This window comes from Kribbella sp. NPDC043289, assembly GCF_056436705.1.
In genome coordinates this window covers 226,659-251,362 of the sequence record NZ_JBWKCB010000003.1, presented here as the reverse complement: position 1 = coordinate 251,362, position 24,704 = coordinate 226,659, and the positions used below count along the sequence as shown (strand labels likewise).

The 24,704-nt window shown below is 68.4% G+C and carries 20 protein-coding genes; 9 read left to right on the top strand and 11 right to left on the bottom strand.

What is annotated here, in order from left to right; translation table 11 throughout:
- Positions 1–2: 2 nt before the first annotated feature.
- A complete protein-coding gene (locus AC0662_RS19495; RefSeq protein ID WP_478302221.1) occupies positions 3–1,214 on the bottom strand; it encodes an MFS transporter in 1,212 nt (403 codons plus the stop codon).
- Between the two features lie 71 nt (positions 1,215–1,285).
- Here AC0662_RS19495 and AC0662_RS19490 point away from each other — a divergent pair, with 71 nt between their 5' ends.
- On the top strand, positions 1,286–2,173 hold the full coding sequence (locus tag AC0662_RS19490) for a LysR family transcriptional regulator (RefSeq protein WP_478302219.1): 888 nt from the start codon (positions 1,286–1,288) through the stop codon (positions 2,171–2,173).
- An 88-nt stretch (positions 2,174–2,261) separates the two neighbouring features.
- Positions 2,262–3,035 carry an SGNH/GDSL hydrolase family protein gene (locus AC0662_RS19485; protein WP_452204346.1) on the top strand — a complete coding sequence of 258 codons (774 nt, stop codon included), beginning with the start codon at positions 2,262–2,264 and terminating at the stop codon, positions 3,033–3,035.
- A gap of 36 nt (positions 3,036–3,071) precedes the next feature.
- Here AC0662_RS19485 and AC0662_RS19480 read toward each other — a convergent pair whose 3' ends face one another.
- Positions 3,072–4,613, bottom strand: coding sequence for a cellulose binding domain-containing protein (locus AC0662_RS19480; protein WP_478302217.1), 1,542 nt, complete (start codon positions 4,611–4,613; stop codon positions 3,072–3,074).
- Positions 4,614–4,641: 28 nt separating this feature from the next.
- Positions 4,642–6,384 (bottom strand): glycosyl hydrolase family 18 protein, encoded by a 1,743-nt coding sequence (locus AC0662_RS19475; RefSeq protein WP_478302215.1) that lies wholly within the window; start codon positions 6,382–6,384, stop codon positions 4,642–4,644.
- A 237-nt stretch (positions 6,385–6,621) separates the two neighbouring features.
- On the opposite strand from AC0662_RS19475, the gene ssd reads away from it, so the two are divergent.
- The 7 genes from ssd to AC0662_RS19440 all read left to right on the top strand — a co-directional run bounded on the left by ssd (position 6,622) and on the right by AC0662_RS19440 (position 14,497).
- On the top strand, positions 6,622–7,692 hold the full coding sequence (ssd, locus tag AC0662_RS19470; protein ID WP_478302213.1) for a septum site-determining protein Ssd: 1,071 nt from the start codon (positions 6,622–6,624) through the stop codon (positions 7,690–7,692).
- Positions 7,689–8,957: a TadA family conjugal transfer-associated ATPase gene (locus AC0662_RS19465; RefSeq protein ID WP_478302211.1), complete on the top strand. Its 1,269-nt coding sequence runs from the start codon at positions 7,689–7,691 to the stop codon at positions 8,955–8,957. The genes ssd and AC0662_RS19465 overlap by 4 nt, the downstream gene beginning before the upstream one ends.
- A gap of 861 nt (positions 8,958–9,818) precedes the next feature.
- Complete coding sequence (locus AC0662_RS19460) at positions 9,819–10,535, top strand: type II secretion system F family protein (protein ID WP_478302209.1); 717 nt, start codon at positions 9,819–9,821, stop codon at positions 10,533–10,535.
- 107 nt (positions 10,536–10,642) lie between these two features.
- Positions 10,643–11,377: a DUF4244 domain-containing protein gene (locus AC0662_RS19455; RefSeq protein ID WP_478302207.1), complete on the top strand. Its 735-nt coding sequence runs from the start codon at positions 10,643–10,645 to the stop codon at positions 11,375–11,377.
- 63 nt (positions 11,378–11,440) lie between these two features.
- The gene (locus AC0662_RS19450; protein WP_478302205.1) at positions 11,441–12,064 is read left to right on the top strand and encodes a TadE family type IV pilus minor pilin; all 624 of its coding nucleotides are present in this window, start codon (positions 11,441–11,443) and stop codon (positions 12,062–12,064) included.
- Between the two features lie 972 nt (positions 12,065–13,036).
- Positions 13,037–13,657 (top strand): response regulator, encoded by a 621-nt coding sequence (locus AC0662_RS19445; protein WP_452204355.1) that lies wholly within the window; start codon positions 13,037–13,039, stop codon positions 13,655–13,657.
- Between the two features lie 402 nt (positions 13,658–14,059).
- Positions 14,060–14,497 carry an NYN domain-containing protein gene (locus tag AC0662_RS19440; protein ID WP_478303412.1) on the top strand — a complete coding sequence of 146 codons (438 nt, stop codon included), beginning with the start codon at positions 14,060–14,062 and terminating at the stop codon, positions 14,495–14,497.
- A 62-nt stretch (positions 14,498–14,559) separates the two neighbouring features.
- On the opposite strand, the gene AC0662_RS19435 is transcribed toward AC0662_RS19440, so the two are convergent.
- From AC0662_RS19435 to AC0662_RS19400, 8 genes are all read right to left on the bottom strand, one after another.
- Complete coding sequence (locus AC0662_RS19435) at positions 14,560–15,807, bottom strand: CehA/McbA family metallohydrolase (RefSeq protein WP_452204356.1); 1,248 nt, start codon at positions 15,805–15,807, stop codon at positions 14,560–14,562.
- 37 nt (positions 15,808–15,844) lie between these two features.
- Entirely contained in the window at positions 15,845–16,966 is a 1,122-nt protein-coding gene (locus AC0662_RS19430; RefSeq protein ID WP_452204357.1) for an ABC transporter ATP-binding protein, read from the bottom strand.
- A gap of 61 nt (positions 16,967–17,027) precedes the next feature.
- Positions 17,028–17,846: a carbohydrate ABC transporter permease gene (locus AC0662_RS19425; RefSeq protein WP_452204358.1), complete on the bottom strand. Its 819-nt coding sequence runs from the start codon at positions 17,844–17,846 to the stop codon at positions 17,028–17,030.
- Positions 17,843–18,787, bottom strand: a complete 945-nt coding sequence (locus AC0662_RS19420; protein ID WP_452204359.1) for a carbohydrate ABC transporter permease — start codon at positions 18,785–18,787, stop codon at positions 17,843–17,845. The genes AC0662_RS19425 and AC0662_RS19420 overlap by 4 nt, the downstream gene beginning before the upstream one ends.
- On the bottom strand, positions 18,787–20,217 hold the full coding sequence (locus tag AC0662_RS19415) for an extracellular solute-binding protein (protein WP_478302203.1): 1,431 nt from the start codon (positions 20,215–20,217) through the stop codon (positions 18,787–18,789). The genes AC0662_RS19420 and AC0662_RS19415 overlap by 1 nt, the downstream gene beginning before the upstream one ends.
- 590 nt (positions 20,218–20,807) lie before the next feature.
- Complete coding sequence (locus AC0662_RS19410) at positions 20,808–21,581, bottom strand: hypothetical protein (protein ID WP_452204757.1); 774 nt, start codon at positions 21,579–21,581, stop codon at positions 20,808–20,810.
- Positions 21,582–21,901: 320 nt separating this feature from the next.
- Entirely contained in the window at positions 21,902–22,327 is a 426-nt protein-coding gene (locus tag AC0662_RS19405; RefSeq protein ID WP_452204758.1) for a hypothetical protein, read from the bottom strand.
- A gap of 36 nt (positions 22,328–22,363) precedes the next feature.
- A complete protein-coding gene (locus AC0662_RS19400) occupies positions 22,364–24,673 on the bottom strand; it encodes a DEAD/DEAH box helicase (RefSeq protein WP_452204759.1) in 2,310 nt (769 codons plus the stop codon).
- Positions 24,674–24,704 lie beyond the last annotated feature (31 nt).

Genomic DNA, 24,704 nt, shown 5'->3' with positions numbered 1-24,704 from the left:
GGCTAGTTTTGCACCTTGCTGGGAACGTTCTTGAGCAGTACGGCGAGGACGAGCGTCACGACGAACAACACCCCGGCCTCTCCCGCGACCCCGGTCCACGCCGCGCGGCTCCACGCCGTACCCGCTAGGCCTCCGAAGACCGAGGAGCCCAGGTAGAACGCGAACAGGTACATGCTCGATGCCTGTCCGGTCCCGACTCCACTCGCGTGCGCCCGAGCCGGCACCCAGCCACTGGCCACTCCGTGGACCGCGAAGAACCCCGCCGTCATCACAGCCAGCCCCAGCACGATGAACGGCAGCGGGGCGGCCAGTGTGATCGCGACACCAGCCAGCGTGATCAGACAGCCAACCGGAACCACAGCGCGCCGCCCGTACCGATCCGCCAGCGTCCCCGCGGTCGCGGACCCCACCGACCCCAGCAGATAGACGCAGAACACCAGTCCGGCCGCCCCAGCACTCAGCTCGTACGGCGAACCCGACAGTCGGAAGACCGCCCCGTTGTAGACCGCCACGAACGCGCCTACGGCCGTCGCAGCGATCCCGTAGAGCGCGAGCAGTGCGGGATCCCGTAGTACCTGGAAGAGGTCCTGGGGCCGCGCGGCCTTCGGATGGAAGTTCCGCGACGCCGGGAGCAGCAGCCAGACGACAGCCGCGCACAGTACGCCGACCACTGCGATCCCGCCGGTCGCGAAGCGCCATCCGCCGACGTCCGACAGTCCTCCTGCGATCAGACGGCCCGCCATGCCGCCAACCGCCGTACCCGCGATGTAGAGCCCGCTGGCGCGTGCGTGGCTGTCCTGATGCACCTCTTCCCGCAGGTACGCCATAGCGACCGCTGGCAGCCCAGCCATGGCGATGCCCTGCAGTCCGCGCAGCGCGAGCAATAGGTGCCAGGTCGGCGCGAAGGCACTGAGCAGTGCGAACAGAGAGGTCGCCGCGACCGACCAGCGCATCAGATTGGTCCGCCCGAGCACCTCGGACGCCGGGCCGGCGACCAGCAGCGCCAGACCGAGGCCGAACGTCGCGAAGGACACGCTGAACGCACTCTGGCTGGGGGAGACGTGGAAGGCGTCGACGAGCTGGGGCAGCAGCGGCTGCGTGCTGTAGAGAAGCGCGAACGTCGCCAGCCCGGCCGCGAACAGCGCGACAGACAGCTTGCGGTACTCCGGATCCCCGGGAAGGTACCCGGTGTGGCGAGCGACGGACTGATGCATGTCTTCGACGGTCGCACGCCTGGAGCGATACGTAAAATGTCGATCTCAGCAGAAATCGATACGATTTCAGTATGCATGTCGAGGATCTGCGGTGGTTCGCCGTACTGGCGGAGACCGAGCACCTGACCGAGGCCGCCGCGACGCTGGGGACCAGTCAGCCCAACCTGACCCGTTCGCTGCAGCGCGTCGAGCGGGCGTTCGGGGTGCCGCTGTTCGAGCGGGAGCGTCGCGGCGTACGGCTGAATCCCTACGGCCGCCTGGTGCTGGAGGCGGCCCGTGCGGCGACGACGGCAGTGGATACTGCGCAGCGCCGGATCGACGCGCTGCTCGACCCGGAGTCCGGCACGGTGCGGCTGGCGTTCCTGCACTCGGTCGCGACCAGCCTGATGCCCGACCTCCTGAAGGCGTTCCGGGCGGTGGCGCCGCACGTCGAGTTCGCGCTGCGGCAGGAGCCCGCGCACGACATCGTCCAGGATCTCGAGACCGGCGAAGCGGAGATCGCGATCATCGCGCCGCGGCCGGACCCCTCGCGCTTCGGTTGGCACCTGCTCGAGCGTCAGCGGCTGTGCCTGCACGTGCCGCCTGGCCACCCGCTGGCGACCCGGCACCGGGTGGAGCTGGAGGCGGCGCGGGACGAGGCCTTTGTCGGCCTGCAGCCCGGCTTCGGCTTCCGACGGGTGACGGACCAGCTGTGCGCGGCGGCCGGGTTCAGTCCACAGCTCGCTTTCGAGGCGACCGACCTCGCGACGATCGACAGCATGGTCGGCGCGGGCCTCGGCGTGGCGATCCTGCCGGCCGGCGCGGTGCGGGGGAACGACAGCGGGGCGGTTTCCGTGCCGCTGGCCGGCGTACAGGCTCGTCGGGAGATCGGGATGGCCTGGCGATTGGGTACGCCGCTGACTCCGGCGGCGGAGCGGTTCCGGACATTTGTCCGATCTCGGCCGGTGACGTCCAGCTGACTGCTGAGACAGTGACTTCCGCAGCGTTCGTCCAATTTTCCCGGTGTCGACTTGCAGTGAGAGGGCTTTCCACCGCACTCTTTCCTGCGTGAGGAAGCGTCTGGGTTCGTTCCGGCCGAGTCGCCGGCTGCTGTTCGCAGCCGGGACGGCGGCGGCTGCGTCGACGGTTGCGGCCACGGCCGCCGAGGCGGCCCCGGGCTCCCCGCAGGCCGCCCTCGACGCCGCGGGCGCCCTGGGCAACTACGGGTCCGGTGTGCTCGGCGCCTGGGAGCGCCAGGCACGGGCGATCTCGAACGAGGCGCAGATCCGCCGCGCCCGGGAGAACGACGGCGTCTTCATGTTCGGCGACAGCATCGGCGTCCAGGACGGACCGGCGCTGGCCAGGCAGCTGACGAAGCTCGGGATCAGCATTGCCGTGCACAACTGGGCCGGTCGCCCGGTGACCCCCGCGGTCGACGCACTGGACACCTGGGCGCAGGACTACGGCCTGCCGCACCGGATCCTGATGTCGGTCGGCTCGAACGACATCTTCACGCCGCCGGCGGTCGCCGCCCAGGTCGACCGCACGATGCAGATCGTCGGCGACGAGCGGACGGTCTACTGGGTCAACGTGCAGGCGGCGCGGACGGCGCACGGTGTGGACGTCAAGGTCTCCGACCAGCGCAACAGCGCCTGGATCAACCTGCAGCTCTCCGATGCGCAGCGTCGCTACGACAACCTGCGGATCGTGCACTGGGCCGAGCACCTGGCCTCCAGCCCGAACCGGCTGGCCCGCTACCTCCGCGACGGCCTGCACCCGTCGGTCCCGCTCGGGCAGAACGCCCGCAACGGCCTGATCATCGACGCGATCAAGGCCGGCTGAGCGCAGCACCCGCCACACCCAGCCGACCTCGTCCCCTCAGAAGCCCGCGGTGATCCGCGTGAAGTCCCAGTCGCCCTGAGCGATACCGCTGCAGTTGGACACCACGCCGCCGCCGGCGCAGCCGCGGTCGCGGTTCACCGACCAGAACGCCAGCCGGGCGAGCCCGTTGGTCTTCGCCCAGTTGGTGATGTTCTGCCAGGTCGCAGTGGTGGTCATCTCCTGCTGGTCGGACAGACCGTTCATGCCGGAGACACCCTGGTGCGCGTACGCCTCCGCGGTGGTCCACCCGAAGGTGCTCTTCAGCTTGTTGTTCAGACCCGTCGACGCACCGACCGTGTCGTTGTAGATGTTCGAGCTGCCGAAGTCGAACGGCATCAACGTGAAGACGTCGATGTTCGCGCCGAGCTCCTTCGACCGGTCGATCAGCCGGTTGCCGTAGTAGGTCGGCCCGGTGGTCGACGTACCGAAGGTGACGATCGTCTGGATGCCGGGGTTGTTCTGCTTGACGATCTTCAGCGCGTTCAGGATGCGGTCCTGCACGGCCTCGTTCTCGAACTCGTCGGAGTTCTCGATGTCGATGTCGATCGCCTTCAGGCTGTAGGCGTCGATCACCTTCTGGTACGCGCCGGCGAGAGCTTCCGGCGTACCGCAGTTCGGGCCGAGCTTGTTACCGCTCCAGCCGCCGAACGACGGGACGATGTCGCCACCGGCCGCGCGGATCGCGGCGATTGCCGTGGCGTCGGCACCACCCTGCAGCGGTCGGCTGCCGTCCCAGGCCGGGTTGCAGCCACCGGACGCCAGGACGAACGCCATCGTGAACCACTTGATCCCGGTCGCGTTCATCACGGTCGCGGGGTTCGGCGGGTCACCCCAGCCCATGTACAGGTACGGCGCGGCCTGCTTGCTGCCGGTGTTTCCACCACCGATACCGGTCTTGACGGAGACGCTGCTGCTCTTCGCGCCCTCACCGGCACTGTTGGAGGCGCTGACCTGATAGCTGTACGACGTGTTCGCGGTGAGCCCCGAGTCGGTGTACGACGTACCGGTCGGGCTGCCCACCTTCGCTCCGTTGCGGTAGACGTTGTAGCTGGCTGCACCGGACGTGGCCGACCAGGTGAGGCTCACTGACGACGCGGACGCCGTACCGGAGAGACCTGTTGGTGCACCAGGGACGGTGCCGCCACCGCCGCCGGAGCAGTCGGCGCCGTTCAAACGGCAGGAGGCGATTCCGGCGAAGTTGCCGGGGCTGCCGTTGAAGCCGAACGAGACGGACGCTCCTGGCGCCAGCGGGCCGGCCCAGCTCGGCGGAGTGAACGTATGCGTCTGTCCGCTGCTGGTGTGGTTGGCGTCCCAGGTGCTCGTGACGTTGTAGCCGGACGGGAAGTCCAGGGAGACCGACCAGGTGCTGAGAGAGCTGGTGGTGCCGTTGGTGACCGTCACCTTGCCCTCGAAGCCGCTGCCCCAGTCGGACACTTTGGTGAAGGTGGCAGAGACTCCTGCCGCGCTGGCTGTCTGTGCAGTGAGGAGGGCGACGACCACCGCGGTGATGGCTGCTATCGCCAGGGAGATGCGTTTCATGATGCTCCGATCAGTGGGCGGTACTTGATCAGACCCGGCCCCAGAGTGCGGGGACGTTCGGCGGTTCCCAGCCGGTCAGGGACGTGTGGCCCTGGATGCACTTGTAGGTGACGCCGTTGTAGGTCACGAGCGCACCGGTCGCGTACGCCGTGTTCGGGGCCCACGGAGCCGCCGTACCCGGTGGAGTGGTCGGGGGAGTCGTGGGCGGTGTGGTGGGCGGTGTGGTCGGGGGCGTGGTGGGCGGAGTGGTCGGCGGCGTCGTGGGAGGCGTCGTCGGCGGAGTGGTAGTAGGTGGTCCGCTGCAGCCCGCGGTGTCTGCGTTGACCGCGTCGACCACGTTGTTGAACAGGGTGACGTTCGGGTCGAGCGCCTCGAGCGAATACATCATCGCGCCGGCCAGTCCGTTGCAGTGCTGGTAGTCGGCCTTGGCCTTGATCGACTGCGCGTTGTCACCGGACCAGAAGGTGCCGTTGCTGTAGAACCACGACGACTTCGTGACATCGTCGAAGTGCGTCGCCGCCGGGCTGTCCACGAAACCGGTCAGCTCCTTGTAGAACGACACTCCGGGCACGTTGCCGCTCATCGCGTGACCGTCGGCCGGTCCGGTCGCAGTCTGGTACTTGCCGTTGTCCGTGGCCGCAACGCCCTTCCATCCCCTGTAGTAGAAGGGATATCCGATGCTCAGCTTGTTCGCCGGGAACCCACCGGGGATGCCGTACGCCGAGTCGCCCTTCGTCCACGCCTTCACCGCGGAGTCGATCGAGTACTTCCCCTGACCCGGTGGGATCGGGTTGCTCGGGTCGTTGGGCGCCGTGTACAGCGGGTCCTGGAAGTTCGTCGGCCCGGTGGCCTCCCAACCGCCGTGCATGTCGTACGACATCACGTTGTTGTAGTCGAGGTACTGCCCGACCTTGTCGGTCTCGATCGTCGCGATCTTGTCCTGACCGGCGGGGGTCGCGGCGGTCAGGTAGTACTTCTTGCCGCTCTGTTTGCCATAGGCATCGAGTTGCGCGCGGAACTCGGCCAGTAGCAGCGTGAAGTTCTGCTTGTCGGCGGCGCTGTAGTGGTTGCCGACGTGGCCGTTCGGCGACCCGGGGTACTCCCAGTCGATGTCGACACCGTCGAAGATGCCGGCCGCCGAGCCGGGACCACCGAACCCGTCGATCACCGGGAGGTCGCCCTTCACGAACATGTTCACGCAAGAGCTCACGAAGGCCTTGCGCTTCGCGTCGGTGGAAGCGGCGTCGGAGAAGTACTTCGAGTAGGTCCAGCCGCCGATCGAGATCAGGATCTTCAGGTTCGGGGCCTTCGCCTTGAGCTTCTTCAGCTGGTTGAAGTTCCCCTGGATCGGCTGGTTCCAGACGTCACCCACCCCGTCGACGCTGATGTCGGCGCCGTACGACTTGCCGTAGTCGGCGAACGCGTCCCCTGCGCCGTCTCCGGCGCTCGGGTTGTTCTCGTCCTGCGACGCGGCCTTGTTCGCCATGAAGCAGGTGTGGTTGGTGGGGTCGATGTTCGCGAAGGCGTAGTTCAGGAAATCCAGCTTGCCGGCGACGCCGGTGGTGACCATGTTCTTCGGGTAGAAGGCGTTGGCGTAGATCCCCCATTGGGTGAAGTACGCCGTCTTGACGCCACCGCTGGTCGCCTGCGGCGCCGTGGTGGCTGCGTTGGCCGCGGTGGCGTCCGGACTCGCGAGCGAGACGCCGGCGGCGGTGATCAGGGCTGTGGCGGCGACCGTGGCCGCGGCGGCGAGCGTGCGCAATCGACTCATCAGAGTTCCTCCGGAGCGATGGGGCGAAGCGGTCCGGTGAAATTTAGTTAAAGACGCTTCGAAAGGAACCGTAACCGTTCCCGGCGGGTTGGTCGCGGGCTCGTCGTGGCGGGTTCCCGCTGCTGACGGAAACCCGACAGCCCTTTGTCCACAGGTGATCCGGTCGCGTGCTCAGAACGGGCCGAACAACGGCATGTTCTAGGCATGGACACGAACTCACCAACCCCATCGGTGCTCATGGCAACTACTAACGAGGCGCTTCTCGACGACCTGCTCAGACTGGCCGCGGCTGCGTCGATCACACCGCTGGTCGAGCCCGACCTGCTCGGCCTCCGGCGCAGTTGGCACACCTGTTCCCTGGTCGTCGTCGGTCGCGACCTCGCCGAGCCGCTGGCTCGTCTCCAGCCCGCCCAACGACCTGGCGTCGTCGTGGTCGGCTCGGCGCTGGACGGGGACGATCTCTATCGCTGCGCGTTCGACGTCGGAGCGGATGTGGTCTGCCGACTGCCCGACGACGAGACCACGCTCGCCGGCAAGCTGGCCGACGCCTTGGACGGTTCGACGCGCACCGCCGTCACGCTGGCGTTTGTTGGCGGCTGCGGGGGAGCGGGGTCCACCACGCTCGCGGCTGCGGTGGCTGTCTTCGGCAACCGCCGTGGATTCCGCACGATGCTGATCGACGGCGACCCGCTCGGCGGCGGCATCGAGCTCGCTCTCGGCATCGAGCGCGACGCCGGCGACCGCTGGCCCAAACTCCTGAACGCCTCCGGCCGGATCGGCGCGTCGGCCTTGCGCTCGGCGCTCCCTTCGATCGACGGCCTGGCCGTCCTGTCCTGGGACCAGTCCGATGTCACCGTGCTGCCGCCAGACACCATGAGTTCGGTCATCGGCGCCGCCCAACGCAGCAACGATCTCGTCGTCCTCGACCTGCCCCGGCACGCCGATCCCACCGTCGAGGAAGGCTTCATCCGCTCCACCGCCACCATCCTCGTCATCCCGTGCGACGTCCGCTCGGTCGCCGCCGCGAAACGCCTCTCCGGCCCACTCCGTTCCGTTGCCGGTGACCTGCGCGTCGTCCTCCGCGAATCCCGCCCCGGCCTCTCGGCCGCCGACGTCTCAACCCACCTCTCATTGCCCGTAGCAACCAAAATCGGCACCGACCGTACGCTTCCTCGCGCGATGGACCAGGGCCACTTCGTCCCGCATCCCAGAAGCCCGTTGACCCGCGCGGCCACCACCCTCCTGGACCTCTTCGATCTCACCGACTCGGCCGCCCCATCCGCTCTCGCAAGCTCGGTGTTCGCATGACCAGCACGGTCGTTCCCGCCGACCTGCTCGATCGCGTCCGCGGCGCCTTGGCCCTCACAGGCGCGGCACCGACCCCGGTCCACGTGGCAGCAGCCCTCCGCGCCGACGGCACTATCTGCGGCGACGCCATGGTCCTGGCCGTCGTTACTGCCCTCCGCCGCGAAGCCCTCGGCGCCGGCCCTCTCGACAGCCTGCTCGCCGAGCCCGGCGTGACCGACATCCTGGTCAACGGCCCCGACGAGGTCTACATCGACCGCGGCCGCGGCCTCGAGTTCGTCGCCATCCGCACCGGCGACGAACCCGCCATCCGCCGCCTGGCCACCCGCCTCGCCGCCGCAGCCGGCCGCCGCCTCGACGACTCCACCCCGTACGTCGACGTACGCCTGGCCGACGGCACACGCTTCCACGCCGTGTTGGCCCCGATCGCCGCGCCAGGCACCTGCCTGTCGCTCCGCGTACCGTCACGCAAGGTCTTCACCCTCGACGACCTCGTCGCCGCCGGCGCCCTCCCGCAACCCGGCGCCGCAATCCTCCAAGACCTGCTCGACTCACGCGTAGCGTTCCTCATCAGCGGAGGCACGGGGACCGGCAAGACCACCCTGCTGAACTCCCTACTGTCCCTGGCGAACCCGTCCGAACGCCTGGTCCTGGTCGAAGACGCCAACGAACTCCGCCCCGACCATCCGCACGTGGTCCGCCTCGAGGCCCGCCCGCCGAACGTCGAAGGCACCGGCGAGATCTCCCTCCGAGACCTGGTCCGTCAAGCCCTCCGCATGCGCCCCGACCGCCTGGTCGTCGGCGAGGTCCGCGGCGCCGAGGTGGTCGACCTCCTCACCGCCTTGAACACCGGCCACGAGGGCGGCTGCGGCACCATCCACGCCAACTCAGCCGCCGACGTCCCAGCCCGCCTCGAAGCCCTGGGCGCCCTGGCCGGCCAATCCCCCCAAGCCATCCACAGCCAGGCAGCCTCCGCCCTCCACGCCGTGATCCACCTGACCCGAACCCCCACCGGCCACCGCCGAATAGCCGAAATCCACACCTTCACCAGATCCCCCACCGGCCCCCTCACCACCCACCCCGCCGTCACCTTCCACCCCAACAACACCCTCACCCTCCACCCACCCGCCCACCTCTTCACCCAACTACCGCCACCCGCCCCACCCTCCCCAGCCACCCGCACTGCGCTCACGCCGCAGACATCGGCGTCTGCCACCGATACACAGCCCGCTCCCGCACCGCTCACACCCGCGACCGGTGGCACATGAGCCCAGCCTTGCTCGCGGCTGTCCTCGCCCTCCTCACCTGCGCCCTCGCCCTCCCGCCGCCATCCCCAGGCCTCCACCGCCTGCAACCAACTGCCGCCCGCCGCCAGCTCACCCGCAACCAACGCACCAGCCCAGACCCAACCCACCCCGAACCGCCCCGCCGACGCCGGCGCACCCCACGAACCCGCATCTGGCTCCTGGCCGCACCAACTGCCATAGCCACCGCCGCACTGGGCCCCCAAGCCCTCGTCGCAACCCTCGCAACAGCCACCGTCCTAGCCCTAATCGCAACCCAACGAGCCCACCACCGGCGCCAGAAATCCACCTCCGCCCGCCGAGCCCAAATCATCGAAGCCCTCGACGTCCTAGCCGCAGACCTCTCCGCCGGCCGCCCACCCATAGCGGCACTGGAAGGCGCCGCCTCAATCAGCCCAGACCTCCAAGTAGCCCACGCAGCAGCCAACCTCGGCGCCGACGTCCCCGCCGCCCTGACCCGAGCATCAACCGCACCCGGAGCGTCCAGCCTCCGCGCACTGGCCGCCGCCTGGCGAGTCACCGAACAATCCGGCGCCGCCTTCGCCACCCTCACCGAACGCCTCGCCGACTCCCTCCGAGCCGACGAAGCCATCCACCGCCAAACCGAATCCAGCCTCGCAGGCGCGCACTCCACCGCACGTCTCCTGGCAACCCTCCCCACCTTCGGCATAGCCCTCGGCTACTCCCTAGGCGCCGACCCACTCACCTTCCTCACCGCGACCCCACCCGGCTGGCTCTGCCTAACAGCCGGCCTGGCCCTGACCGCCGCAGGCCTCCACTGGACCACTCACCTCTCCAAGCCCTCAACCTGACCAGGCCTCCCGCATGCCCCAAGCCACAGCCGCCGCCATATCTGTTGCCCTAAGCACCTACCTGCTGATCCCGCCCCGCCCCAACCTCCGCCGCCTGACCCCACCCAAGCCCCGCAACCGTCCCAAAACCCCACGCCCAGCCCGCCTAGCCACCACCGTCGCCGCCCTAGCCACCCTCCTCATCATCGGCCTCCCCTGGGGCGTCATCCCGGCCGCGATCGCGTACTACGCCATCCCCAAAGCCCTCGCCCGCCTAGAACCAGCCGCCACCAAACAACGCAACGCCCAACTAGCCCGCGACCTCCCCCTGGCCATCGACCTCCTCGCCGCATGCCTCCGAGCCGGCCGCCCACCCCAACACGCCCTAGCCCTGGTGGCCGAAGCCCTCCCCGGCCCACTCGCCGACGTCTTCACCAAGATCGCCCACCACCTCGCACTAGGCGCCGACCCCACCACCGCCTGGTCCCACCTCCGCGCCGAACCCGCCTGCGCCCCCATGGCCCGAGCAATCACCCGTTCCCTCCGCTCCGGCGCGCCCCTCTCCAAAACCCTCGAACACCTCTCCGACGAGACCCGCCGCACCCGTCACCACACCGCCGACCAACAAGCCCGATCCGCAGAATCCCGCGCCGCCCTCCCACTCGGCCTCTGCTTCCTCCCAGCCTTCGTCCTCCTCTCCATAGTCCCCACCGTCGCCGACGCCCTCATCCCCAACCTCCTCCACCCCTAGCCCTCATCCACAGCCCAAAACTCCTTATAAAAAAGGCCTCCCAACAACGGCATCCTCCATTCAAGCCCCCCAACAAGCGCCGCCCCAAACCCGCCGAGGAGCCCCCAATGCCCAACCCAACAACCTTCCCCCACACCCCGCCCAACCCCACCCAACACCCGCTCCCCACCACCACCGAACGCCCCAACACCAACTCCGCCAACCCACCCACCACCCACCCGACCAAGCCATCCACCACCCACCCCGCCGATCTGGTACGCACCCCTCCCGCCAAACCCATCAACAGCCACACCGCCGACCCCGTCAACAGCCGCACTCCGGAGCCGATCGACAGCTGCATCGCGAAGCCCATCGACACCCGCACCACCCAACCGGCCGACAACTACACCGCGGAGCCGGCCGACGGCTGTGCCGTCGAGCCCGACGACACCCGCCGAGCCTCGTCGGATGACATCCGCCCCGCCGGCTCCAACAGCATCCGTCCTGACACGCTGTCCGGCAGGGACTCTGCCGAGCTGGCAACCATCCGCACTGCCGAGCCATTCAACATCCGTCTCGCCGAAGCGCTCAGCATGCCGCTCCCCAAACCCGGCAACCTCACCCTGGCTAGTTGCCGCAGCCCTCACTCGGTCCGACGACTCCGCGCCAGCGCCTTCAACCACCTTCGTGCACGAACAGAGCGAGGCGCCGCAACCGCGGAGTACGCCATCACCATCGTCGCCGCCTGCGGCCTCGGAGGTGTCCTCGTCGCACTCCTCAAATCCCCCGTGATGATGAACGCCCTCAAAGCCCTCATCAACTACGCCCTGAAGCTAGCCGGCGTAGAAGGCGTCCACCTCTAACCCCCAATCCGGCGACCGGTCGGCCACCCCTCCCCGGCCGGTCGCCACCCCAAGGAGCCCCGGATGCCTTCCCACCGCAACACCAACGCACGACGACTTCACGCGCACATACGCACCTATGCCAATCCGCGAACCCCGGCCGGAGCCGGACGCCAGACCAATAGGTGGACCCGCGCCAAACAGGTCAGTCGTCCCGCCGGCTCGATCAACTCCACCCGGCCGAGTACGCCGGTCGGGCCGAGCGCGTCGATCGGATCGGGCGTTCCGGTCGGCACGAAGACGTCCGGTCGCCGCCCGGACAGGCTCGGATGGCTGGGGCAGGCCCGTGAGGTGGATGAGCGTGAGCGTGGTGCTGTTGTGGCGGAGTTGGCGATTGCTCTGCCGGTACTGGTTGCCCTTCTGATGCTTGGTATCTGGGCGATCGGCCTGGTCGTCCTCAACATCCAGTGCATCGACGCAGCCCGAGACGTCGCACGCGCAGTCGCGCGGGGTGAGCCACCCGATCAGGCCGAAGCTATCGGCCGCCGAGCCATCCCTACAGGCTCGGTCACCATCACCCGCGAGGCCTCAGACATCCAGGTGACCGTCACAGCCACCCCCGCCAACAAGCCGCCGCTCCTCACCTTCATCACCCCCACCCGCATCACGGCAACCGCAACCCTCCAGGCCGAACCGGAGACCTCATGACCCGATCCGAACGAGGCAGCGCCACGCTCCACACCCTCATCGCCGCCACACTCCTGCTCACCGCCTTCGCAGCCGCAACCCTCTGGTCCGCCATCTCCACAGCCCGCCACAAACTCGCCGCCGCAGCAGACCTAACCGCCCTCAGCGCCGCCCAGTCCCTAGCCACCCCGTCCACGACCACCACGCCGTCCCTGACCGCCGACCCGTCCGCAACCACCGCGCCGTCCGCAACCACTGCCCCGTCGGCGACCACCGACCCGTCGCTGACAGCCGCGAGTTCACAAGCCGCAACCCCCGCGCTGGCTGCCGTTCCGCCACCAGCGTGGATCGCCGCGCCGACTCTCGCTCCTTCCGCAGCCGGGACTCCCGCGCTAGCCGTCGCCCTGACCTCAACCACCGCTCGGTCCGCAGCCACAGCCCAGCCACTAGCCACTACCTGGTCGTCAGGTGCCACTGCTTCCCCGAGAGCCCAGCCACCTCCTGCGACTCCCGCGCCGACTACGACGCCTTCTCCGGCTGCGCCCCGATCAGCTGGTGAGGCTGCTCCAGCGGTCGGTGAGGCGGGCAGTGTGTTCGTCGTACGTGCGCCGCTAGCCCCCAGCAATCGGCAACTATTGCCTGCTGTGTCAGTGGATGGGCCTTGCGTGACGGCGGCTCGTACAGCGGCGCTCAACGGGGTGCGGTTGAGTGCTTGCAGCCTCACTTCGGCGGCGGTGACGGTCGAGGTTTCGCTCGAACTCGATCTGCGGGTTGCCCACCCAGTGCTCACCGCGACCGCTCGGGCGGGACCTGCCTGATGGGGCAGCAAATCGGGGTGGGTGCGGGCGTGATCGCGATCTGGTCGCAATCTGGTAGAGATGACGCGTTGATGTGGACGATGTCCTCGCGGGCCCTTCAAAATCGGGACCCGAGTACTGCTCATTTTCCCGGACGTACTTCCCCGGCGCCCGGACGGTTACCTCGGAGGCTCGCTTGCCCGACCCGATTCGGCTGTTGCTGGTCGACGACCAGATCCTCAGCCGAGGTTTGCTCCGGAGCGGTCTGGAACGCGAGCGCGATCTGGAGATCGTTGCCGAGCTCAACCGAACCGACGACGTCGTGGGCGCGGCGAAGCGACACCGGGCGAACGTCGCGCTGCTCGACGCGGCGGGGCCGGCGCAGAACAGCATCACCGTCACGACCAAGCTGCGTACGTCGATGCCCGAGTGCCGCGTCGTGATGCTCACGACGTACGGGCGGCCGGTGCATCTTCGTCGTGGGCTCGATGCCGGGGCGAAGGGGTTTGCGTTGAAGGGCAGTCCGGCGCCGCAGTTGGCGGATGCGGTACGGCGAGTGCACCTCGGACTCCGGGTCGTCGATGCGAACCTCGAGGCGGAGACTCTCAGGTACTCCGAGACTCCGCTGAACGAAGACGAGACCGACACCCTCCGTGCGGCGCGCGACGGCGGTTCTGTCGCATTGATGGCGCGGAAGCTTCAGGTATCCGAGCGAGTCGTCCGCACTCGACTGTGGTCCGCCATCGGCAAGACGGGCGCCCGCACCCGCTCCGACGCGGTCCAGGTAGCCGAACAAAACGGCTGGCTCCTCGACTGATCCGTCGCTCGCGGCGCCCGACTGTGTGTACGACGTTTCGCTCTAGTTGATTGCTAGGCCCGTGCCGGACGCCGCTCGGCGAAAGGTGACAGGTCCGCAGTCGCGAGACGAGTCGCGCGAGGCCAGGCACACCCAGAGGCTCGACAGGCGGCGCCTATGCGGTAAGGCAGTCGGGCGGACGTCGGAGGTTTCCTAGGCGATCCGGCGCGACGAAGACGGTCGGGCGGATGTCGGCGGTTCGCTAGGCGGTCGGGGCGCGACGACCGCGGACGCGAGTATGTCGGAGGCTCGCTGGGCGGTCCGGATCGTGACGAAGGCAGTCGGGGTGTGTCTGAGGTCGACAGGGGCCCGGTCGGGGCGAAGGACGCGACGCGGGTGTCGGAGGTTTGTGCGGCGAGCTTGATGGGTTGGAAGGAGACTGGGGTTGTGGATGGTGGGCGGAAGGTTGTTGTTGATGCTGCGAACGTGGTGGGGTCGCGGCCGGACGGGTGGTGGCGGGACCGGGTTGGGGCTGCTCGGCGGCTGCTTGGGCGGCTAGCGGTTTTGCAGGAGCAGTTGGTGGAGACGGACCTGATCGTGGTGTTGGAGGGGGCTGCTTGTCGGGCGGTGTCTGGGGTGGATGCGCCGGATACCGGTCGGGTTCGTGTGGTGCTCGCGCCGGGGGCTGGTGATGACACCATCGTTCGCGTCACGGCGGAAGTTGCGCAAGATTCCGCGGTCACGGTTGTCACCGCGGATCGGGGGCTTCGGCAACGGATAGAAGCAACCGGTGCTGTCGCCACGGGGCCTCGGTGGCTTCTGGATCAGCTGGACGAGCTACCTCAACAACCGCACAGCTGACCGGCCGCAACGACCTCGTCCCGAACGGCCCACGCCCGGCCACTCAGCCTGCGTCGACTCCGTTAGGCGCAGGTGGAGAGGAAGTTGCCGGTGTGGGTTACGAGGAGGTGGGGGCCCGGGGCGGCGGGGATGTGGGCTTCTGAGGTGTTGATGGCGTGGCGGGTGCCGTCGGGGGAGATGACAAGGGTGTTGGGCGCGTCCAGTGCGATCAGTTCGTCGTCGACGCGCAGGAGGACGGGGGCGGTGTAGGACCAGGAGAGGGCGGTTCGGCCGGCGGCGAGGCCTTCGAGGGTGGCTGCAGGGAGTTCGTCGGGGCCTTCGGCGGAGGCGTCGACGGCGATCCAGGTGGTGGGCGCGCCCGGCGTGCCGACGGATGTCGGGTTGTGCCAGTCGCTGCCGCCGATCGGGGTGGTGCCTTCGAGGCCCCAGGCCTGCCACCAGGCGACAGGTCCGCCCCACGTGTGATCGAGCCAGGAGGAATGCCAGATCTCCGCGAGCGGTGGGTGCTCGGGGAGCGGGTGACGCCAGGAGCAGTCGCCGCCGAGCGGGTGGTTGATGGACAGCAGACCGCCGCGCTGAGCGACCTCCGAGACCCAGGTCGCGGCGGGTCGGCGGAAGTCGATGAAGCCGATGTCACCGAACGCGTTGGCGTGGCCGGTGTCCGTGGTGACTTCCTGGCCGGGGATGAGGCCGATGCCGAAGCGACGACCGACGGAAGGGAGTTCCGCGTGGTGGGCGACCGTGTTGTGGTCGGTCACGGCCAGTACGTCGAGGCCGGATGACACACCGAGGGCCGCGAGGTTGGCGACCGGCGTGGACCCGTCGGAGTGCAACGAGTGAGCGTGGAAGTCGCCCGCGATCCACTTGAGTCCGGACGACGCCGGCAGGGTACGGCGAGGAGGTCGCGAGGGTACGGCGATGGCCGCGGAAGCGTCGGCGTACTCGGTCAGGCCGGGGATGGTGTCGACGGGACCGGTGACTGCTTCGACGAGGAGTTCGACGCCTTCGACGGGTACTCGGTGGAGACCGAGGACGACCCACCACGTGCCCGGCTCGAGGTCGCCGGCGAGGTAACCGGGCGTCGCCGCGTCGGGGGTGATGGCGAAGGTCCGGCGCGCACCTCCTGACCAGCCGCGCCAGCCGGCCGCGCCCGCGCAGCCGATGTCGATGACCGCGCCCTCGACCGGCGGGACAGTCAGTGTGACCAGGAGGCCCGGGCAGTCGGCGGGGATGTCCACCGGAAGCGAGTGCCAGACCGTTTCGGCGCGGTCATCGAGTGTCCAGCGTCGTCGGTAGGAGGTGACAGCCATCAGATGAGATCCCAGTTCGCAAGGCTTCGGGCAACGGTCATGAGGCGACGGTGGCCGGTTGGCGGGCGAGGAGCTCGCCGGAGTCCCGGTCGTACAGCAGGACTCGGGACGCGGGGGCGGTGAGGACGACCGTGGTGCCTGGAGACGGTTCGGTTTCCTCGGGGACGGTCACGCCGACCAGGGTGTCGTCGCACTCGACGGTGACGAGCGACTGGGTTCCGAGGTTCTCGGCGACCACGACCGTGCCGCGGAGGGCGGGGCCGGTGACGTCGCCGGCGGCCAGGGTGAGGTACTCCGGCCGGATGCCGACCGTGACCTCGGCGTCGACCGGCACCGAGAAGGTTGTCGCAGGCAATGAACCGCCGGCGACCGCGACTGCTCCCTGCGCAGCGTCGGAATGGTCCGAGGCGGAGGACAGGACCTTTCCGGGCAGCAGGTTCATCGGGGTGGAGCCGATGAAGTTGGCCACGAAGGTGTTCGCCGGGCGGGCGAAGACCTCACGCGGCGAGCCGAGCTGGCGGAGTTTGCCGGACTCCATGACGGCGATCCGGTCGGCGAGAGCCAGGGCTTCCGCCTGGTCGTGGGTGACGAAGACCGTGGTGATGCCGAGGTCGCGCTGGAGCTTCTTCAGAAAGGTCCGCGCCTCGAGGCGGAGTCGGGCGTCAAGGTTCGACAGCGGCTCGTCGAGGAGCAGCACCTTGCCCTCGGAGGCGATCGCACGGGCCAGGGCGACACGCTGCTGCTGACCCCCGGACAGCTGACCGGGCTTCCGCTCGAGGAGACCCTGCAGCGACAGTTCGCCGGCGGTGCGCTCGGCTGTCGCGGTACGGGTGGCCGCGGCAACTCGGCGTACCTTCAAGGGGTAGGTGATGTTTTCGGAGACGTTCATGTGGGGGAAGAGCGCGTAGTCCTGGAAGACCATCGCGACGCCGCGCTTGCCCGGCTCGGTGCGGGTGACGTCGGCGCTGTCGATGCGGACGGTGCCCTCGGTCGCGGACTCCAGGCCGGCGATCGTCCGCAGCAGTGTGGTCTTGCCGCAGCCCGACGGGCCGAGCAGGGCGAAGAACTCGCCGTCGGCCACGTGCAGGTCCAGCCCGTCGACGGCGCGGACGCCGTTCGGGTAGACGGTCGCGAGGCCCTCGATGTCGATGCCCGCCATCAGACCGTGATCCCTTCGTGCGAGATGCCCGCCATCAGCAACCAATCCTTGTGGACAGACATCAGCTCTTGATCCCTCCGTGGAAGCGGAACCCGTACCGCGAGTTCACCAACAGGTACAACACGACGACCGGGATCGAGAACAGCAGCGAGAACACCGGCAGCACCTGCAGGTTCACGCTGCCGCCCTCGTCGGTGAGGGTCTGCATCAGCACCGCACCGGGTTGCTTGTCGATCGACCGGATGAGCAGAAAGGGCACCAGGAAGTTGCCCCAGGAGTTCACGAACGCCCAGACCATGATGGTCGCCAGTCCGGGCCGCGCGACCGGGAGCACGACGTCCCGCAGGATCTGGCCCGTGGACGCGCCGAAGACCCGCGCCGACTCCTCGTACGACTTCGGCACCGCGTCGACGAAGTCCTTCAGGATGAAGATCGCCGCCGGCAACAGACCGCCGGTCATCACCAGCGCGACGCCGAACCGCGAGTCGATCAGCCCGAGCTGGAACATCATCACGAAGATCGGCACCATCGCCGCGGTCCCCGTCACCACCGACGACAACAACAGCAACCCGTACAGCAGCGCGTCCCGTCCCGGGATACGCACCCGCGACAACGCGTACGACGCCAGCGCGGCGAACGCGGTCACAGCCACCGCGGTCGTTACGCAGATGAGCAGCGAGTTGACCATTGAATGCATCGCATACGGGTGGTCCAAGGTCTTCCGGACGTTCTCCAAAGTCCAGTCCGGCCAGCGCACCCCGAGGCCGGGATTGCTGTCGAAGGGCGCCGACGCGATCCACAACATCGGTACGGCGAAGAACAGCGTGATCGCACAGATCAGCACGTAGAACCCGATGCGGCGCAACACAAAGGACGTCATGACCGCCTCCGAAGCAACCGCAGATAGACCAAGGAGACCAGCAGGTTCGCGATCAGCAGCAGGAACGAGATCGCCGACGAGTACCCGAGCTCACCGCCTTGCAGCGCCACGTTGTAGATGTAGACCGGCACGGTCTCGGACTCGTGGTTCGGCCCGCCCTTGGTGAGCAGGAACGGCGAGAAGTCGTTCGCCGTCCACAGCGAGATCAGCAGCGTGTTCGTCAGCACGTGGCCGCGGATGTGCGGGAACACCACGTCCCGCAGCGTCTGCCAGCCCGACGCGCCGACCATTCGCGCCGACTCGAGTTGCGACGGTGGCACGGCCTGCAGCGCCGACGAGTAGAGCATCATCGAGAACGCCGTACCGCGCCACGTGTTGAACACCACGAGACAGGCCATCGGGTAGTCGATCAGCCACGCGGTCCCGGGAGTCCCGAGCAAGCTGTTCAGCGTGCCGCCGTCCCGGTCGAAGAACGCGACCCACAAGTACGCGACCACGGTCGACGGCAGGATCCACGCGAGCAGCACGAACGCCTCGACGGTACGCCGGACCGCGGGACGGGCGCGCCGCATGATCCAGGCGAGCGTGAAGCCGAGGACGTTCTGGCCGATGATCGCCGAGCCGAGGACGAACAGCATCGTCAGCCACAACGCGTTGTGGAAGAGCGCGTCGTTGATCGCCTTGGTGTAGTTCGACAGTCCCACGATCGACGGCGACACGGCCTCGACGCCGGTCAGCCGGTAGTTGGTGACGCCGATGTAGATGGTCCAGAGCGCGGGGAAGATCAGGAACGCGCCGATCAGCAGCAGCGCGGGCGCGAGGAATCCGAGCGCCCGGCGGACCCCGAGTCCCGCGACGTCGCGCGCGGGTCCCCGGGGTTGCGCCGATCCACGTCCCGGCGCCGGTTCGGCGGGCACCGGAGGTGCGGAAGCGGAAGTCATCAGTTGCCGGCGACCTTGTCCTTGCCGCCGGCCGCGGTCTCGACGGCCTTCTGGTAGGCCCGGGCGGCCGCGTCCGTCGACTTGCCGCCGACGACGTCGGCCGTGGCCTGCTGCAGTGCGGCCGAGATCTTCGGGTACTCCGCCAGGCCGGGACGGAACTGCGTGATCGGGAGGACCTTCTGGGCGACGAAGCTCAGCATCGGGTCACTCGCGAGGACCTCGCTGTTGACGTCGTTCCGCTGGGTGATCTTGGCCGCGCCGTCGAGGGACGCCTTGACCATCTCCGCCGAGTTCATGAACTGCATGAGCTCCCAGGCCTGCTGCGGGAACTTCGTGTTCGGGTTGATCACGGTCGCGCCGCCGCCGGACATCGAGACGAAGTCCTGACCCTTCACGCCGGCACCCGGCAGGGCGGCCGGGATCAGTGCATAGCCGACGGCGGTGTCCCGGTCGGCCATCTTCGCGACGCCCGCCTTCGGCTCGACGACGCTGCGCCAGAAGTAGTCGCCCTCCAGCAGGATGCCGATCTTGTTCGCGGCGAATTCGGCGAACGACTTGTCGCGGCCCTTGGCCTCGCGCTGCAGCACCGGGTCACCGAGACCGGCGCCGTAGATCTTGTGGTAGAAGTCCAGCACCTGGCGCAGCTTCGGGGTGTCGCCCAGCCACTTGCCGTCGGCGTTCACGGTGGCGCCGGTGCCGACCAGCAACGGCAGCACGCCCTGCATGCTGGTTGCCTCGCCCATCGCGGTGCCGGCGTTGATCTGGATCGGGGTGACCCCGGAGATCTTCTTCAGCGCCTGGCCCGCAGAGATGATGTCGTCCCAGGATTTCGGCTGCCAGTCGGCGGGCAGACCGGCCTGCTGGAACAGCTTCTTGTTGAAGTAGAGCACGCGGCCGTCGGTCCCGCCGGGAACGCCGTACCGCTGGCCGTTGTAGCTGCCCAGCGCCTGGACCGACTCCGGGATCTGCTTCCAGCCGTCCCAGTCGTTGACCTTGCCGGCGTCGCCGACGGTGTCGGTGAGCGGCTTGATGTAGCCGGCCTGGGCGAACTCGCCGACCCAGATGCCGTCGATCTGGAACAGGTCCGGTCCGGACTTGTTCGACAGGTCGAGGGACAGCTTCTGCTTGTAGACCTCGTCGTCGGAGCCGTCGCCCTGGAACTTGACGGTGACGTCGACGCCCTTGCCCTTCTGCTCGGCGACGAACTTCGGGATCAGTACGTCGGAGATGAAGGTCGCGCCGGCGCTGCTCTTGCCGCCCTTGACCGAGTTCGAGCCGATGGTCAGCTCGACCTTCTTGGCGTCGGCGTTCCGGTTCGCATCCTGGTCGCCGCTGCTGCCGGACCCGGACGACCCGAGGCATCCGGTGAGCAGGGCGAGGGCTGCGGCGCCGAGCACGCCGGCGGTGGTCAACCGCGAGAGAGATCGCATCAGGGCTCCTAGCAAAAGTGGTCCAGCGACAGTGCCGGTCAAACATTGGCATCCTCGGGCGACTATGTGAAGACTTTTTCCCAACCCTGAGTGAACGTTGTCAGGTGCTGTAGGCAACCAACAGCGGACTGTCAAGCCGGGATTCCACGGGATGCGTTGCGAAAGAGTTAAAGGATGCTCAAGGTTCTGTGGCAACAGGTAATTGAGTAGATACAGAGGGTGATCACGGGAGTTACTGTCTTGCCGTTCGGTTCAGTGGATCGGAGGTGACAGACATGAGACTGCTCCACGGAGTTGCTTGCCTTCTCGACGACCTGCTCGACTGCTGGTGTTGGTGGTGACCGCGGCCGCCTGGTGACGGCTGCGGACCTGACGGTCGCGAGGTGACGACACAGCCCGGCTCCCGCTGACGCGCAAGCAGCGGGGCATCCCGGGACTCATCCCCCGAGCACTGCAACGACCGTCGTTCGATTCACCAGAAGACAACCGAATCAGAACGTGTCGATCCGAAGGAGAGAAAACGGCCGGCCCCGACGATGTCGGGGCCGGCCGTCCTCTTCTCGGTAGTGTCCGGCAGGGATCCTTCCCGGCTAGCTCTGGGCCAGCTGCATCATCTGCTTCGGTAGCACCGACATCTGGGCCGGGACCGGTAGCTGCGGCCTGAGCAGCGACAGCAGGCTGGCGGCCGCGCCCGCGATCGGCAGCGGCAGGGCGAGGCCCAGCGATGCCAGCAGTGCGTTCACGAGAGCCAGTACGGCGCCCAGGATGTCCAGGCTCGGCACCGGCAGCCCGGCCCACGCCTGGATCGGCGTGCCGGCAGCGCTCATCGTGCTGCTGCCGGTCGGTTGCGCTTGCTTGGCCTTCCCCTTGCCAAGCAGCGATGTCAGGGCAAGGCCACTGGCCGCGTTCACGAACGTGCCGCTGCCCTCGTCGTAGTTCCACTTCTGCCCGTCGCCGCTACGGCAGGGCAGTACCAGCAGTGGTGCGGAGGACGGCACCTTGGCCAGGTCCGCTCCGCTGTCCAGGCAGGCTCCGGTCGTCGCAAGGGCGCCACCGACGCTCTTGCTCATCGCGACCTGCAGCTGGCCGGACTCGGTGTAGATCCACTCCTGGGTCTTGCCCTCCTTGCCCGGGGCACACGCCATCATGACCGCCATCGGGACCTTGTCGGCCGCCACGAAGGTCAGGCAGTAGCGAGTGTCGGAGCGAGTGGCGATCTGCTGAGCCACTCCCACCGTGACGCCCTGGGCCTTCGTCTCACCGGAGCCGGGGTTCGCGGCCTGGGCCGGTACGGCGGTGGCGAGTGCGACGCTGACCGCGAGCACCACCACGCCGGTGCGGCTGAACAGTTTTCGGATGATCAAGACAACCTCCAGAGGTCGTGCCATCGCAGTAGGCGTCAGGTCGTCGGGACCCCGTGGCGCGAGCCGGCGAACCGGCAGTGACGCAGCGCGACGTTGACGCCACAACCAGTAAGGCACAGGAGTGACCGGTGAGGTTATGCCGATTTCGGGAAACTTGATGCCAATGGCAACTAACTGCCAACCTGAAGTCGTTGCGCGAGGCATCGACATCAGGCTGCGAGGTTGCTGCTCGATCGCTGTGAGCTGTTCGAGATCCTACCGTGATCCGATCGGATTTCGGGAGTTCTCCGCGGTGGTCGGTGCTGTGGGCAACGGAGTTGTCAGTGCGGCTGACGGTGGTCCGTGGGGTCGACGGAGGACTCCCGTACGACGTGCTCCTCGGTGGCCGGTAGCTCGTCGGCGAGGGTCTCGTCGCGCTCCGTGGACAGCTCCGGAGTGCTGTCACCGTGCGTGACCTGGGTGCTGTCGTCGTGCGTGACCTGAGCGCTGTCGCCGTTCGTGACCTGAGCGCGGAGATCGCGCATCTCCTTGCGGCGGCGCCACCCCCGGCCGAGCCCTTTCTTCAGCAGCCACAGGCCGGCGACCAGACCGGCGCCGGTGACGGCGCCGAGGAAGTACACAGTCGGCACCGAGACGCCGAAGTCGACGCCGAACACCTCCAGCTTGGTGGACGCGGTCGAGGACACCGAGACGCCCAGTCCGAACAGCACGGCGAGGGCGATCAGGACGATTCCAAGGACGGCCATGGCGAGCTGCCTCTCTGCCGGCCGAGTGCCGGCCGTTCAGGCCTCACTGCTCAGGAGTGCGGAGAGCAGCGTCACCGCGCCGCTCTTGTCGAGTGGGTTGTTCTGGTTCCCACACTTGGGCGACTGTACGCACGACGGGCATCCATCCGTGCATTCACAGTGTGCAATCGCCTCGCGTGTCGCCGTCAACCATTCGCGCGCCGCGGCGTACCCGTGTTCGGCGAAGCCCGCGCCGCCCGGGTGGCCGTCGTACACGAAGACGGTGAGGCGGCCGGTGTCGGCGTGCCGGGCGGTCGAGACGCCGCCGATGTCCCAGCGGTCGCAGGTGGCGAACAGCGGGAGCAGTCCGATCGAGGCGTGCTCGGCCGCGTGCGCCGCTCCCGGGACGTCCTCGAGGCCGAGCGCGGCGACGACGGTGTCGGGCATCGTCCACCACACGGCCTTGGTGCGCAAGGTGCGCTCCGGCAGGTCCAGCGGCTGTTCGTCGAGTACGTCGCCGGTCGCGATCAGCTTGCGCTGGTACGAGATGACTTGGCTGGTCACCTGGACCCAGCCGCGCGCGAGCTCCGCCGTACCCCAGGTGCAGGTCTCCTCGGTCGCCAGGATGCTGATCTCGGTCACGTCCCGCGCGAACGTCGTGTAGTCCGGCGAGGCCGGCTCGACGACCGCGGCGTGCTCCTCGAGGTCCAGCGACCGGACCAGGTAGGACTCGCCCGCGTGCACGTAGACGGCACCCTCGTGGACCGAGGCGTGGGCCGAGCCGCCGTCGACCGTGCCGAGCAGCCGACCGGTCCGGTCCTCGACGATCTGCACGGTCTTCCCACCGGCCGACCGGATGTCGATGGCGTCGACAGCCCGCTCTCGCCGAGTCCAGAACCAGCCGTGCGGTCGCTCGCGCAGCAGCCCCTGCCGGACGAGCTGGGCGATCACCGTCTCAGTACTACTACCGAAGATCTCGTAGTCGTCCGTTGTCAACGGCACCTCCTGCGCGGCCGCGCAGAGCTGTGGTCCGAGGACGTAGGGGTTCTCCGGGTTGAACACCGTCGCCTCGACCGGCCGGCCGAAGATTGCCCTGGGGTGCCGAACCAAGTAGGTGTCCAGCGGGTCGTCTCGTGCGATCAGCAGCGCCAGCGCGTCCCCACCCGCCCGACCGGCCCGTCCGGCCTGCTGCCAGAGCGATGCGCGCGTGCCAGGCCAGCCAGAGAGCAGTACGGCGTCCAGTCCCGCGATGTCGATGCCCAACTCGAGCGCATTGGTCGCCGCGACGCCGGTGAGCTCGCCGCTCTGCAGCATCCCCTCGAGCCGTCGACGCTCCTCGGGTAGATAGCCGGCCCGGTACGCCGACACCTGGTCCATCAGTGCCGGGTCGACCTCGGCCAGGTTCTCCCGGGCTGTCATGGCGACCGACTCGGCGCCGCGCCGCGATCGGACGAACGCGACGGTCCGGACGCCCGTGACCACGAGATCGGTCAATAGGTCCGCGACCTCGGCTGTGGCGGAGCGGCGTACCGGGGCGCCGTTCTCACCGTGCAGGGAGGTCAATGGTGGCTCCCAGAGCCCGAAAGAGACACCACCGCGCGGAGAGCCGTCCTCGACGACCTCCACCATCGGCAGACCGGTCAGGCGTTCCCCGGACGTCGCCGGCTCGGCCACGGTGGCTGAGGCGCAGATGAAGATGGGACGGGCGCCGTACTGCGCACAGACGCGACGGAGCCGCCGCAGTACGCCGGCCACGTGGGCACCGAAGACGCCGCGATAGTGGTGACACTCGTCGACCACGACGTACTGCAGGCTGCCCAGGAAGCGCGCCCAGCGCTGGTGGTTGGGCAGAACCGACCGGTGCAGCATGTCGGGATTGCTCAGCACGTACGTCGCGTGGTCGCGGGCCCAGTCGCGCTCGGTGCGCTCCGAGTCGCCGTCCAGGGTCGTCGCGCGCAGTCCAGGCACCGTGTACGACGACACGGCGCGCAGCTGGTCGTGCGCCAGCGCCTTGGTCGGCGACAGGTACAGCACCGAGGCCGTCCGGCGGTGTGGCGAGGCGGCCTGCGCGATGCTCAACGTGGCGAAGGCGGGCAGCAGGTACCCGAGCGATTTGCCGGAGGCCGTCCCGGTCGCGACCACGACGTGCTTCCCGGCGTACGCCGCTTCGGCGGTCGCGACCTGATGGGTCCAGGGGGCGGTGATGCCGCTGTTGCTCAGCTGGCCGAGCACGTCGGCGGGGACCCACCGCGGCCAGTCGCACGTCTGTCCCGGCCGGGGTGGCACCGACTCGACATGCGTCAGCCGGTCGTCACGGCCCGCGGCCAGCCGTTTCAGCACTGCCGCCGCCTCACCACCCGCACGCATACCGCGAGCCTAGTCTTCGCCACGGACAGCT